This window comes from Mesorhizobium sp. GbtcB19 (assembly GCF_019091085.1).
Classification (GTDB): domain Bacteria; phylum Pseudomonadota; class Alphaproteobacteria; order Rhizobiales; family Rhizobiaceae; genus Mesorhizobium.
In genome coordinates, this window is sequence record NZ_JAGXJY010000013.1 from 116,034 (window position 1) to 129,049 (window position 13,016).

The 13,016-nt window shown below is 65.0% G+C and carries 11 protein-coding genes; 2 read left to right on the plus strand and 9 right to left on the minus strand.

Annotated elements, in window-relative coordinates; all coding sequences use genetic code 11:
* From KVT37_RS21585 to fabD, 6 genes are all read right to left on the minus strand, one after another.
* The gene (locus tag KVT37_RS21585; RefSeq protein ID WP_217576781.1) at positions 1-891 is read right to left on the minus strand and encodes a YicC/YloC family endoribonuclease; all 891 of its coding nucleotides are present in this window, start codon (positions 889-891) and stop codon (positions 1-3) included.
* A 135-nt stretch (positions 892-1,026) separates the two neighbouring features.
* Positions 1,027-2,280 (minus strand): endolytic transglycosylase MltG, encoded by a 1,254-nt coding sequence (gene mltG, locus KVT37_RS21590; protein WP_217576782.1) that lies wholly within the window; start codon positions 2,278-2,280, stop codon positions 1,027-1,029.
* A 156-nt stretch (positions 2,281-2,436) separates the two neighbouring features.
* A complete protein-coding gene (fabF, locus tag KVT37_RS21595) occupies positions 2,437-3,699 on the minus strand; it encodes a beta-ketoacyl-ACP synthase II (RefSeq protein WP_217576783.1) in 1,263 nt (420 codons plus the stop codon).
* A gap of 34 nt (positions 3,700-3,733) precedes the next feature.
* Positions 3,734-3,970 carry an acyl carrier protein gene (locus KVT37_RS21600; RefSeq protein ID WP_006203723.1) on the minus strand — a complete coding sequence of 79 codons (237 nt, stop codon included), beginning with the start codon at positions 3,968-3,970 and terminating at the stop codon, positions 3,734-3,736.
* A 207-nt stretch (positions 3,971-4,177) separates the two neighbouring features.
* Complete coding sequence (gene fabG / locus KVT37_RS21605; RefSeq protein WP_217576784.1) at positions 4,178-4,915, minus strand: 3-oxoacyl-[acyl-carrier-protein] reductase; 738 nt, start codon at positions 4,913-4,915, stop codon at positions 4,178-4,180.
* A 225-nt stretch (positions 4,916-5,140) separates the two neighbouring features.
* The gene (gene fabD, locus KVT37_RS21610; RefSeq protein ID WP_217576786.1) at positions 5,141-6,082 is read right to left on the minus strand and encodes an ACP S-malonyltransferase; all 942 of its coding nucleotides are present in this window, start codon (positions 6,080-6,082) and stop codon (positions 5,141-5,143) included.
* Positions 6,083-6,358: 276 nt separating this feature from the next.
* Here fabD and KVT37_RS21615 point away from each other — a divergent pair, with 276 nt between their 5' ends.
* Positions 6,359-8,287 carry an LTA synthase family protein gene (locus KVT37_RS21615; RefSeq protein WP_217576788.1) on the plus strand — a complete coding sequence of 643 codons (1,929 nt, stop codon included), beginning with the start codon at positions 6,359-6,361 and terminating at the stop codon, positions 8,285-8,287.
* A gap of 181 nt (positions 8,288-8,468) precedes the next feature.
* Here KVT37_RS21615 and KVT37_RS21620 read toward each other — a convergent pair whose 3' ends face one another.
* Positions 8,469-9,305: a LytTR family DNA-binding domain-containing protein gene (locus KVT37_RS21620; protein ID WP_217576790.1), complete on the minus strand. Its 837-nt coding sequence runs from the start codon at positions 9,303-9,305 to the stop codon at positions 8,469-8,471.
* A 155-nt stretch (positions 9,306-9,460) separates the two neighbouring features.
* On the opposite strand from KVT37_RS21620, the gene KVT37_RS21625 reads away from it, so the two are divergent.
* The gene (locus KVT37_RS21625) at positions 9,461-10,144 is read left to right on the plus strand and encodes a DUF2306 domain-containing protein (RefSeq protein WP_217576792.1); all 684 of its coding nucleotides are present in this window, start codon (positions 9,461-9,463) and stop codon (positions 10,142-10,144) included.
* Positions 10,145-10,343: 199 nt separating this feature from the next.
* Here the strand turns inward: KVT37_RS21625 and KVT37_RS21630 are convergent, their stop codons facing one another.
* Positions 10,344-12,044, minus strand: a complete 1,701-nt coding sequence (locus KVT37_RS21630; protein ID WP_217576794.1) for an ABC transporter ATP-binding protein — start codon at positions 12,042-12,044, stop codon at positions 10,344-10,346.
* On the minus strand, positions 12,044-12,988 hold the full coding sequence (locus tag KVT37_RS21635; protein WP_217576795.1) for an acetamidase/formamidase family protein: 945 nt from the start codon (positions 12,986-12,988) through the stop codon (positions 12,044-12,046). Before KVT37_RS21635 ends, KVT37_RS21630 begins: the two co-directional genes overlap by 1 nt.
* Positions 12,989-13,016: the final 28 nt, after the last annotated feature.

The window sequence follows — 13,016 nt, forward strand, 5'->3', positions numbered from 1 at the left end:
TCACTCCAGATTCTGGACCTGTTCGCGAAACTGGTCGACCACCGCCTTCAGCTCCAGACCGATCGCGGTGACCGCAGCGGCGTTCGATTTGGAGCATAAGGTATTCGATTCGCGGTTAAATTCCTGCGCCAGAAAATCGAGCTTGCGGCCAACGGCGCCACCGCTTCCAAGCAACGCCCGCGCCGAAGCGACATGCGTCTTCAGCCGGTCGATCTCCTCGCGGATGTCGGCCTTGGTGGCGAGGAAAGCGGCTTCCTGGTGCAGCCGGCCAGCGTCGAGATTGGCGGAGGCGTCCATCAGCAGACGCACCTGCTCGGCGATGCGCTCGCGGATCGCCGCGGGCTCGCGCGAGGGATCGGCCTCCGCCTTCAATGTCAGCGCCTCGATGGTGTCGATATGGCCGGAAAGCAGCGCGCCGAGTGCAGCGCCCTCACCGCGGCGCGCCTGCTCCAGGCCGGCAAGTGCAGTCTCGAGCGCCGACAGGATCGCGGCATCAAGGGTTGCCCGCTCCTCTTCGGTCTCGACGGCTTCGGGAATGTCGAGCACGCCGCGCAGCGAGAGCAGGCCGTCGGCGGTGGCGGGCTCGGTGCCGAACTGCTCTTGCAAGCGCTTGGCGAGCCCAGCCAGGTCCTTGAGGAAGGCCTCGTTGACCACCGGCTGGATTTGTTTGGCGGCGGCGCGGCCGACGGTCAACGTCGCCTGGAAATTGCCGCGCGCGAAGCGCTTCTGAACGGTCTGCCGGACCGCGGTCTCCAGCCGGTCGAAACCCTGCGGCAGCCTCAGCCTCACCTCGGCGCTCTTGCCGTTCACCGATTTCACCTCCCAGGCGATCGAGGTGCCTTCGCTTTCGGCGGCGGACCGCGCGAAACCGGTCATGCTCTGCAGGCTCATTGCCCTGTCGTCCCCCTGTCGCGGCCAAGGCATACAAAGCCCAGCGCCGCGCGCCCTAAAAATCGCCGGTCGATCGGCCGGCGCCTCCCTCAAAACATGAATATGGCCCCGCGTCAAAGGACGCGCGCGGCACGCTTACTGCGCGTCGTCGCCGCCGGCGTCGCCGTTCTCGCCGCTGCCCCCGGCGTCATTGCCGTCGGGAGCGGCTGGCGCCGTCGTCTGGCCGGAAGCTTTGGCGGCGTCATCCGCCTGCTTCTTCTGCAGCGCCCGGTAGCGAGCGACGTTCTGGTTGTGCTCTTCGAGCGTCGCGGCAAAGACGTGGCCGCCACTGCCGTCGGCGACGAAATAGAGGTCGTCGGTCTGCGACGGATTGGCGACCGCTTCGAGCGCCGCGCGGCCGGGATTGGCGATCGGCGTCGGCGGCAGCCCCTTGATCATGTAGGTGTTGTAAGGCGTCTGCTTGTCGAGATCAGACTGATAGATCGGCCGGTCGGCGGGCTTTCCCTTGCCGCCGAACAGGCCGTAGATGATGGTCGGATCGGACTGCAGCCGCATGCCCTTGGCCAGGCGGTTGATGAAGACGGCGGCGACGCGCGAGCGCTCGTCGCTCCTGCCCGTTTCCTTCTCGACGATCGAGGCAAGCGTGACGAAGTCGTCGATGTTGGCGATCGGCAGGTCGGGCGCGCGATGCGACCAGACGTCCTCGACCAGCTTCTTCTGGTCGGCGACCAGCTTGTCGACCATCTGCTGCCTGGTGGCGCCCCGGGTGAAGCGCAAGGTGTCGGTGGCAATGCTGCCCTCGGGCGGCAAGCTCGCCGGCATGTCGCCGGTGAGCGCCTCCTGTTCGGCGACGCGCTGCAGCGCCTGCTCGACCGTCAGCCCTTCGGGAATGGTCAGCGAGTACATCACCGACTTGCCGCTCTTGAAGAGCTCCATGATGTCGCGCATCGAAGCGCGCGGCTTGATGGCGTATTCGCCGGCCTTCAGCGCCGATTCATTGCCGGTGGCTCGCACGCCGAGCCGGAAGATGCGGGCATCGCTGATCAGGCTGCGGCGTTCGAGCTGGTCAGCGATATCCTGCACGCCGGTGTTCGGCTTGATCAGGAAGGTGTCGCCATTGGCCGACGGGCCTGGCTCGACGAAGGCCTGCATGCCGAAATAGAGCGCGGCACCCGAGGCGAGCACGAGCAGGATCACCACGGAGAGGAAGAAATTCAGGAACACGACGACCTGGCTGCGCGAGGCGCGCGAGCGCTTCGACGGCGGCGGTGTGCCGGCTTCCGGTCGCAACGCTTCGGCCGCCGTCTTCGGCATGATCGGGCCCTTCGTGCCTTGCCGCCCGAAATCCCCGCCTTCGCCCGGATTGGTGTTCCCCGGATTTGTGCTCATGGGCGCGCCCTACCGTCTGATCTTGCAACGAATCCCCCGGCCACAAGCTAGGGGAGAATTTGGCAAAAATGACGGCAGGTGGCGGGACTGCCGGCTGGTTGTCTGTCTCCGAGCAATCCCGGTCGGAAGCGACAATGCGCGCTTCCGTGGGATCTTTCAGCCATCGTAACGCTGGAACACGAGCGAGGCGTTGGTGCCGCCGAAGCCGAAGGAATTCGACAGCGCGACATCGATCTGGCGCTGGCGTGGCTTGTTCGGCACGAGATCGATCGCCGTCTCGCGTTCCGGATTGTCGAGGTTGATCGTCGCCGGCGCGATGTTGTCGCGTATGGCGAGGATCGAGAAGATCGCTTCCGCCGCACCCGCAGCGCCCAGCAGATGGCCGATCGACGACTTGGTCGACGACATCGAAATCTTCGAGGCGGCATTGCCGACCAGCCGCTCGACCGCGCCGAGCTCGATCGTGTCGGCCATGGTCGATGTGCCATGCGCGTTGATGTAGTCGATGTCGGCCGGCGAAAGCTTCGCCCGGTTCAGCGCCGCCGTCATGCAGCGGAAGGCGCCGTCGCCGTCTTCGGCCGGCGCGGTGATGTGATGGGCGTCGCCCGTCAGGCCGTAGCCGGTGACCTCGGCATAGATCTTGGCGCCGCGCGCCTTGGCGTGCTCCAGCTCTTCCAGGACGACGACGCCGGCGCCCTCGCCCATGACGAAGCCGTCGCGGTCGCGGTCGTAGGGCCGCGAAGCCGTCTCCGGCGAGTCGTTGCGCTCGGTGGACAAAGCGCGGCAGGCGGCGAAGCCAGCGATCGACAGCCGGGTGATCGGCGCCTCGGCGCCGCCGGCAACCATGACATCGGCATCGCCCCACATGATCAGCCGGGCCGCGTCGCCGATGGCGTGCGCGCCGGTCGAGCATGCGGTGACCACCGCATGGTTCGGGCCTTTCAGGCCGTGGCGGATCGAAACCTGGCCGGAGACCAGGTTGATGATCTGCCCGGGAATGAAGAACGGGCTGATGCGGCGCGGGCCGCGCTCCTTGAGGATCATCGCGTTTTCGGCGATGCCGTCGATGCCGCCGATGCCGGAGCCGATCAGCACGCCGGTGGCGCATTGATCCTCATGCGTCTGCGGCTTCCAGCCGGAATCGGCCAGCGCCTCGTCGGCGGCGGCGATGCCGTAAAGGATGAACTCGCCGATCTTGCGCAGTTCCTTCGGCTCGAGCACGGCCTCCGGATTGAAGGTGCCGTTCGAGCCGTCGCCGCGCGGGATGACGTGGGCGATCTTGCAGGCAAGATCGTCCACCTCGAAGCCGGTGACGCGCCGGCAGGCGCTGCGGCCGGAGAGCAGTTCCCGCCAGCTGTGCTCAACGCCCATGCCGAACGGCGAAAGCAGGCCAAGGCCCGTGACGACGACACGCCTCATCGCAGGTCCTCCCCGGTCATGCCTGCGAAAAAACTCAGGCCGAGGCCTTGTCGATATACTTCACGGCATCGCCGACCGTCAGGATGGTTTCGGCGGCATCGTCCGGGATCTCGACGCCGAACTCTTCTTCGAACGCCATGACGAGTTCGACCGTGTCGAGGCTGTCCGCGCCCAGGTCGTCGATGAAGCTCGCCTGCTCCGTCACCTTGTCGGCATCGACGCCGAGATGCTCGATGACGATCTTCTTGACGCGCTCTGCGGTGTCACTCATTTGGGGCAATCCTCGTCTTAAGTTGTCTATCTTCGTTAGCGGGCGGAATGCCGCTAATCAAGCTGAAAGATGGTCTTGCGGACAACGCAACGCCACAGGACCGGTTTTTGCCCGAACCGCCGGGTTGCGGGCCGCATTACACGAAAAATCACGGGCGTCCAAGCCGAAATGGCTGTTTTCACAGGCGCTCGGCTCCCCAGATCGCCCTTAGATCATCGCCATGCCGCCATTCACGTGAATGGTCTGGCCGGTGACGTAAGCCGCCTCGTTGGAGGCGAGGTAGGCGACCGCGGACGCAACCTCGGCGCTGGTGCCCATGCGCTTGGTCGGGATCGCGGCCATGATGGCCTCTTTCTGCTTGTCGTTGAGCTTGTCGGTCATGGCCGATTCGATGAAGCCGGGGGCGACGCAATTGACGGTGATGTTGCGGGTGGCGATCTCTTGCGCCAGCGACTTGGAAAAGCCGATCATGCCGGCCTTGGACGCGCAGTAATTGGTCTGGCCGGGATTGCCGGTGACGCCGACCACCGAGGTGATGTTGATGATGCGGCCATGGCGGCGGCGCATCATCGGATGGGTCAGCTCGCGGGTCAGCCGGAACACGGCGGTGAGGTTCACCTCGATCACGGAATCCCAGTCGGCGTCCGACATGCGCACGAACAGGCCGTCCTTGGTGATGCCGGCATTGTTGACCAGGATATCGACGCCTTCCAGATCGGCTTCCGCCTTCTGTCCGAGCGCCTTGACGGCGTCGCGGTTGGTCAGATCCGCCGGGAAGAGCTTCACCCGATCGCCGAGTTCACCTGCGAGCGCCTCGAGCTTCTCGACGCGGGTGCCGTGCAGGCCGACGATCGCGCCCTGGCTGTGCAGCACCCTGGCGATCGCTTCGCCGATGCCTCCCGATGCGCCGGTGACGAGCGCCTTGCGGCCGGTCAGTTCGAACATTTTTGCAACCTCATTTTTCCGAATGCGACGCAGGCGATCCCGGCTCCGTATACGCCAAATCATCCAAGCCACGCCAGAAGTCTTCGGCATTTAGGACATCTTCGTCGCCGCGCCGAATCCGCTCCACAACGGCAGTTGCAATGCGATACTCCTCGATCAGGCGCTCAGCTTTGCTTCGGCCAATTTTCGATACGGGCATGCAACACCTGTAGGCAGGAACTTTTCTTAGCCTAGCACGGTCAGTGCCGCCTCGACCTCCGCCGCCGTGCCGACCGTGCCGGTGGCGATGTCGCGGTTGATGCGGCGCGCCAGGCCCGACAGCACCTTGCCGGCGCCGACCTCGTAGAGGCTCGCAACGCCATTGGCGCCGAACCATTCCACCGTCTCGCGCCAGCGCACGCGGCCGGTCACCTGCGCGACCAGGCGGCGGACGATCTCGTCCGGGTCGCTGGTCGGTGTCACGGTGACGTTGGAGACGACCGGGACCACCGGCGCCTGCTTCGCCACGCCGGCCAGCGCTTCGCGCATGATGTCGGCCGCCGGCGCCATCAGCGCCGAGTGGAACGGGGCGGACACCTGCAGCATCAGCGCCCGCTTGGCGCCCTTTTCGGTGCAGAGCTTCGCCGCCAGCTCGACCGCCGCCTTGGCGCCGGAAATCACCAGCTGGCCGCCGCCATTGTCGTTGGCGACCTGGCAGACCGAGCCTTTGGCAGCCTCAGCGCAAGCGGCTTCGACATCGGCCTGTTCCAGCCCGATGATCGCGGCCATGGCGCCCTCGCCGGCAGGGACTGCCGCCTGCATGGCGTTGCCGCGGGTGCGCAGCAGCTTCGCCGCATCGCCGATCGAAACGAAGCCGGCGGCGGCAAGTGCCGAGTATTCGCCCAGCGAATGGCCGGCTACATAAGCCACCTTCTCCTTCAGCGAGAAGCCGCGCGCTTCGAGCGCCCGCATCGCCGCCAGCGAAACCGCCATCAGCGCCGGCTGGGCGTTGGCGGTCAGCGTCAGCGTCTCCTCAGGGCCTTCCCAGATCAGCTTCGACAGGTTTTCGCCGAGCGCGGCATCCACTTCCTCGAAGACGCGGCGCGCCTCGGGGAATTGGTCGGCGAGGTCCTTGCCCATGCCGACGGCCTGGCTGCCCTGGCCCGGAAAGGTGAATGCGACGGCCATTTGAGGTCTCTCCAAAGGCTGGTTTTCCCTGCCTCTGGCGCAAGGCGGACGGCCAAGTCAAGCCCGTGGACGTCTCTTCGGCCCGCATTTCAGCCGGAAAACCGCGCTGACTCCCTGTTCCAAAAGGCTTTTTGACGATCACACCTGATGAAAACCGCTCACGTTTAGTTTGCTGGCTCTTCTTATTTCCGCCACAGGCGCTAGCTTTGCGTGACACTTCGATGACAGAACCATGACGCGTGTGGAAGGCGTGTTGCGTGGGCCGGGGGAAGTAGAGTGGCAAGGATCAGGAAAGGCGCGGCCAAGCCCGTGCCTCAATTTTTGGAAGACGATCCGTCCACCGGCTATCTGCCGGGGCGACCCTGGCCGACTGTACGCTACGGCCTGGCGACGCTTCTTGCCGCGGCCCTGCTTGTATTCGCGATAGAATGGATCGTGCGCGGCGATTTCTTCGGAACGGTCGATTTCTTCCTGCAGCCGTTCAAGCCGGGCTGGACCACCATCATCGTTTTCGCGCTGGTGCTGGTTGGGCTCGACGCCATACTCGGCCGCAGCCACCAGAGCCTGATGATCGTGGCGCCGCTGACGCTGGCGCTGGCCTTTGTCGGCCACCAGAAGTCGCATTATCTCGGCGATCCGCTCTATCCGACGGATTTCCTGTTTGCCCGCCAGATCATGGCGCTGATGCCGCTGCTGGTGCGCGAGCGCCCATGGACCGCCGTCATGCTCGCCGCCGGCATCGTCGGCGGGCTGGCGCTGCTCGTCTATGGCTGGCGGAGCTGGCGCCGGCGCGTGCCGATCCTCAGCCGCAAGGGCCGCCTGGCGCGGCTGGCGCTGGCCGTGCCGCTGCTCGCCTTCTTCGTCTCGATCATGGACTACGCCACCTTCTCGTGGACGCGCGACCGGCTGCAGATCATCCCGATCATGTGGGATCAGAAGGAAAACTACGCCTCCAACGGCTTTGCGCTGGCCTTCGCGATGAACGTGCCGATGGCGCATGTCTCGGCGCCGCCCGGCTACTCCGACAAGACGATGGCCGCGATCCAGCGCCCCGACGTCGCCGCTTCGGTGCCGGACGAAAAGCCCGACATCATCGTGGTGATGAGCGAATCCTTCTGGGATCCGATCAAGCTCCCCGGCGTGACCATCAAGCCAGACCCGATCCCGACGGTCAGGGCGTTGCGCTCCGGCTCGATGTTCTCGCCCGAGTTCGGCGGCATGACCGCCAATATCGAGTTCGAGGCGCTGACCGGCTTTTCCAACGCCTTCCTGCCGGCAGGCTCAATCCCCTACCAGCAATATGTGCGCACCCCTACGCCTTCGCTGGCGACCTTCCTGAAGAGCGAGGGCTACCGGGCGCGCGCCATCCATCCGGGCACCAACTGGTTCTGGAACCGCGGCGCCGTCTATGCCGATTTCGGCTTCACCGACTTCCGTTCGGAAGAGACGTTGCCGCCGATGGAAAAGCGCGGGCCGCTTGCCTCGGACGCGGCGATGACCGACGAGATCATCCGCGAGGCCGACACCAGCGACGATCCGGTGTTCCTGTTCGCCGTCAGCCTGCAGAACCACGGACCTTACGAGCCCTATCGCTATTACAATCCGACGCATTCGGTCGACGCGCCGATCAGTTCCTGGGCGCGGGAATCGCTGCTTTCCTACGCCGAGGGTTCGGCCGATGCCGATCGCGGCCTGCAGCGGCTGATCGACTGGGCGAAGAAGCGTGAGCGCCCGACCATCATCGCCTTCTTCGGCGACCATCTGCCGCCGCTGGGACCCGTCTATGTCGAGACCGGCTTCCTCAAGGACAACGTCGCGCCGCGCAAGGAACCGACGGCGGACGCCGCGCTCGAGCATCACGACACGCCTCTGGTCATCTGGTCGAACCGGTCCGGCCCGGTGGAAAATCTGGGCGCGGTGAGCCCGGCTTTCCTGCCCTACCATATCCTGACCACGGCCGGCATCACGCACCCCTATTACACCGGCTTCCTCGGCGCGCTGCGCGAACATTATCGCGTGGTCGACCGCAACCTGCTCCTGTCGCCCGAGGGCGAAGCGACGCCGGATTGGGCGAGGCAAAAGCAGATCGATCCGAAGATCAACGATTTCCGGCTCATCCAGTACGACATGATGTTCGGCAAGCGCCACTCGGCGCCCGACTTCTTCCCCGAGACGGTGGACAAGCTCGTCGCGCATACGAGTTGAGGTGACGGCAATCTAAGCCCCCGGGACAGTTGGGCTGATCAGCCGGCGGGGCCACCACCCCGGCTGCGAGGATTGGACCGATGCACTGGCGCGCAATTTTGTCCCAAACTCATGGCAGAACGGGGCCAAGGAAGATCACAGCCGAGATCTTCGCCTTCCTCATCTTCGACAGAGACGCCAGTTACTTCATGTCTTTTAGCCGGCGCAACGCCTCCGGGAATCGGCGTGAGAGCGGCGCTTCGTAGCCGCCAGGGAGATCCACGTGCATGTCACCTGAGCCGGCTGGACGAAGACCTGTTACGCGAGCACCATTGACCAGCCAGGATCGATGTGTCCGTTCGAAGCCGGAGGGGACCAGTCGCTCCGCATAGGAGGAAAGCGTCCCGCGAACGAGCGGTCGCCGTCCGTCATCCAGCAGCACTTCGACGTAGTTGCCGGCGGCGCGCAGGGCCAATACCGCGCGCAAAGGGACGCGTATCGTACGGACCCCGGCGGCGATGTCGAAAGTGGGTTCGCTCCCGGACTGCGGGGCGACATCGCGCTTGGCCTTCTCCGAGTAGGAACGGTAGGCGACCAAGAGGGCCGCAATGATCAGGTAAGTCAGTGCATCCTTGCGATATTCATAGAGCCAGTCGCCGAGCTCAAATTGATAGTAGGAACCCATGACGCCGTAGATGACCTTCCTCAAGGCCACCATGCCCAGCACATGTTGCGCCGAGAAGAAGAGACTGGCCAAGACGTGAACCAATAGCACGCGCCCCCAATGTGCCCGACCGGGACTTGCGAGCCGGAGCGCGGACGCAATGATCCACACTGCTCCCAAAGCCGACAGGCCGCTCGACGCCTCGGCCACGCACGGGATCCACAGCGCGACGCCCGGGCCGTGTCGGAGCGAATTGTGCACGAGGGTGAACACGTTGGATAGATCGACCAGCGCCAAGCCGGCCGCAATCATCCCGAACGAGGCAGCGTCCAGCCCAGATGAAGCGCTTTTCGTCACGTTGAGAAGGCCATTCATCCCAGCACTCGTTCTTTCATCCCTGTTCTCGCGCCGGCCGTCCCCCAATGCTTGTTCGCGCGAACAGTTCAATCATAGTCGGGCTCCCCTCTCAGGAAAATACCAGCGGCAAGACCAGACGGTTTGGCCAATACCAGCGGCAAGGTGAGAGACAGATGCAGAAGGGATATATCCGCCGAATTGGGCTGGGCACTATGGCCTTGCTTGCCACGGCCGTCGCCGCGCACGCCTTGCGATACTACGCCACGTTGGACAACGTGTGGTTCGGCGTCGATCCGAATATCAAGGCAGTCATACTGCAAGTGCCTCTGCAAGCCTTGACGCACATGTTCGTAGCCCCTGTTGCTTTGGCCCTGGGACCGCTGCAATTCTTTCCGGGATTACGAGCGCGCCATCCGACACTGCATCGTTGGTCCGGCCGAGTTTACGTCCTGGCGTGCGTCGTGAGTGGTGCAGGAGCACTGGCTACGTCGCCATTTGCTTCGGGTGGCTGGGTAGCTGGTCTCGGCTTCGGGATTCTCGCGGTGCTATGGATCGGCACCACTATGGCCGCTTGGATTTCCGCCGTGCGGGGAAAGCTTGAGTGGCATCGGCTACTTATGCGATTCAGCTATGCGTTGACCTTCGCAGCCGTAATCCTTCGCCTGCAGATTCTGATCGGTTTTGCATTGGGGTACGGCAGCTATTCCGGCATGTCGCCGATTCTTGCGTTTACTTCATGGATACCCAATGTCCTGATCGTTGCCCTGTATTCGGCGTTAGAAGCTCGGTGGCGGTCCCGTGGGTTCAATGAAAGCCGCCCGGCCCGCGCCAGACATGTCGAACGCCTGTCGCAGTAGCGGACTACTTGCGCCGCTCGGCGCCCGACTTCTTCCCGAGACGGTGGACAAGCTCGTCGCGCATACGAGTTGAGGCGGCGGCCGTTCGAGCCGGCGCCTAGAGCGTTTCACCGTTTCACGGAAACGGCGAACCGCTCTATCTCTCTGTTTTTACGCAATTCCGGACGGAAAACCGCTTCACACTTTTCCTGAAATTGCTCTAGCCGTGCGGGTTTGCGGCGCGTGGGTCCGGTATGGGCACCGCGGCGATCAGTTCGCGCGTATAGGCCTCGCGGGGTGACGACAGCACCGCGCGGCGCGGGCCGGCTTCGACGATGCGGCCGCCCCGCATGACGGCGACGTCATGGCTCATGCGCTCGACCACCGCCATGTCGTGCGAGATGAACAGATAGGCCAAGCCCAGCGTCTCCTGCAGCTCCAGCATCAGGTCGAGAACGCGCGCCCTGACCGACACGTCGAGCGCGGCGACGCTTTCGTCGGCGACGATGAGCTTGGGTTCGAGCGCCAGCGCCCGGGCGATGCAGATGCGCTGGCGCTGGCCGCCGGAGAACTCATGCGGATAGCGCGAGGCATGATCGGCGGCGAGCCCGACGCGCGCAAGAAGCGAGGCCACACGCTCACGCCGCTCGCCTTTGCTGCCGATGCCGTGGATGACGAGCGGCTCGGCGATGGCGGCACCCACCGTCATGCGCGGGTCGAGCGAGGCATAAGGGTCCTGGAAGATCATCTGCGCGGCGCGGCGCACCGGCCGCATCGCACCGGCGGAGAGACCCTGGATGGAGGTGCCGCCGATGGTCACCGAGCCGGTGAAAGGAACCAAACCGAGCACCGCCTTGCCGGTGGTGGACTTGCCCGAGCCGCTTTCGCCGACGAGGCCGAGCGTCCGGCCCGGCCTGATGTCGAAGGATACGTCCTGCACCGCCGGCGCCTCCAAGGCGCGACGGCGGAACAGGTTGGAGGAAGCGCCATAGTCGACGACGAGGTTCTTGACCGAAAGCACCGGCGCGGCGCCGTTTGGCGCCGGCGGCCGGGCGGTGGCCGTGACCCGGGGCGGCGCGTCGGTTCCCGCGAAGGCGCCGAGGCGCGGCACGGCGGCGAGCAGTTCACGCGTGTAGTCGGCCTGCGGCCGCTCGAAAATATCGAGCACGGAGCCCGCCTCGACGATGCGCCCATCGCGCATGACGGCCACCCGGTCGGCCATCTCCGCGACGACGCCCATATCATGCGTTATGAGGATGATGGCGGTGCCGAATTCGCGCTTCAATTCGCGCATCAGTTTCAGGATCTGCGCCTGCACGGTGACGTCGAGCGCCGTCGTCGGCTCGTCGGCCAGAAGCACCTTCGGCCGGCATGACAGGGCCATGGCGATCATGACGCGCTGGCGCATGCCGCCGGAGAGCTCGTGCGGGTACTGCTTCATGCGGCGCGCCGGGTCGCTGATATGCACGACGTCCAGCATGTCGCGGGCACGCTTTTCGACGCTTGAACCCTCCGCGCCCTGGTGGATGCGGATCGCCTCGGTCAACTGCGTAGCGATCGAATGTACAGGGTTGAGCGACGTCATCGGCTCCTGGAAGATCATGGCGATCTCCCCGCCCCTCACGTCGCGCATGGCGCGTTCGGGCAGGCGCGGAAGCGATTGGCGTTCGAGCCTGATGTCGCCGCCGGCGATGCGCAACGAGGCGCGCGGCAACAGGCGCATGATCGAAAGCGCCGTCACCGACTTGCCCGAGCCGGACTCGCCGGCAAGGCAGAGCGTCTCGCCCGGCGCCAGCACAAAGCTGATGCCGTCGATGACGCGCCTGGCGCCCTCAGGCGTCAGCGCGTCCACCGACAGATTGTCGACGGTCAGGACGGCATCCTGTCGTCGGGAATCGCCAGACCTCAAATCGTCTGCCATCAGTTGAAGACGATCCTTGGGAAATAGAACGACACGACCCAGTTCGGCATGTCGACGATCTCGCTGATGCGCAAGTCGCCGCAGACCGAGCAAAGCATGTAGGCATCGACCGGCTTCAAGCCATGGTCGGCGGCAAGCAGGTCGACCATGCGCATGACGCTTTCGCGCGCCGCGATCATCAGATCCGGTCCCACGCCGGTGGTCGCTTCATAGCCGGCCCCGTCGAGATGTCGGGTCACCGGCCCCGGCGTGGTGAAGCGCGGGCTTTCCAGCCGCGCGTCCTTGACCAGCTCGATCGTCGCCTCGACGTCCATGCGGCTCTCGATGGCCGTGCCGCAGACCTCGCCGTCGCCCTGGGCGGCGTGGGTGTCGCCGATCGAAAACAGCGCGCCCTCGACCTCGACCGGCAGATACAGCGTCGTGCCGGCGGCAAGGTCGCGGATGTCGAGATTGCCACCGACGCGGCGCGGCGGCACGATAGAATGCAGGCCGGGTTCGGCCGGTGCCACGCCGATCGTGCCGGCGAAGGGTTTCAGCGGCACGCGCCCGCCCGGGCCATAGAGCGCCGGCGCCATCGAGGCGGCGTCATATTTCCAGATATGCAGGGCCGGCTCCTTGAACTGGTCAGCGAGCAGGCCGAAGCCCGGAATGTTGGCGGTCCAGCCGAGACCCGACGGCTCGAAATGGCGCAACGTGATCTTCAGCGCATCGCCTGGCCTGGCGCCCTCGACATAGACCGGTCCGGTCACCGGGTTGACCTTGCCGAAATCCATGGTCGAGACATCGGCCACCGTGGAGTTCGCATCGAATTGGCCGCCCGAGGAATCGAGGCATTCGAAATGGATCGTCGAACCCGGCCTGGCCGTCAGCGCCGGCTCGAAATCGCGGTTCCAGCCGAAATGGTGGCTGGCGCGATGGATGGTGTAGTCGCACTTCACGCACATGGTTGCTTCTCGTTTATCCTTGGCAAGC

Coding starts and splice junctions, on each gene's coding strand:
- fabG (WP_217576784.1), bottom strand. CDS start 4,915: ATGTTCGAACTGACCGGCCGCAAGGCGCTCGTCACCGGCGCATCGGGA.
- KVT37_RS21625 (WP_217576792.1), top strand. CDS start 9,461: ATGCAGAAGGGATATATCCGCCGAATTGGGCTGGGCACTATGGCCTTG.
- KVT37_RS21630 (WP_217576794.1), bottom strand. CDS start 12,044: ATGGCAGACGATTTGAGGTCTGGCGATTCCCGACGACAGGATGCCGTC.
- KVT37_RS21585 (WP_217576781.1), bottom strand. CDS start 891: ATGAGCCTGCAGAGCATGACCGGTTTCGCGCGGTCCGCCGCCGAAAGC.
- fabF (WP_217576783.1), bottom strand. CDS start 3,699: ATGAGGCGTGTCGTCGTCACGGGCCTTGGCCTGCTTTCGCCGTTCGGC.
- fabD (WP_217576786.1), bottom strand. CDS start 6,082: ATGGCCGTCGCATTCACCTTTCCGGGCCAGGGCAGCCAGGCCGTCGGC.
- KVT37_RS21600 (WP_006203723.1), bottom strand. CDS start 3,970: ATGAGTGACACCGCAGAGCGCGTCAAGAAGATCGTCATCGAGCATCTC.
- mltG (WP_217576782.1), bottom strand. CDS start 2,280: ATGAGCACAAATCCGGGGAACACCAATCCGGGCGAAGGCGGGGATTTC.
- KVT37_RS21620 (WP_217576790.1), bottom strand. CDS start 9,305: ATGAATGGCCTTCTCAACGTGACGAAAAGCGCTTCATCTGGGCTGGAC.
- KVT37_RS21635 (WP_217576795.1), bottom strand. CDS start 12,988: ATGTGCGTGAAGTGCGACTACACCATCCATCGCGCCAGCCACCATTTC.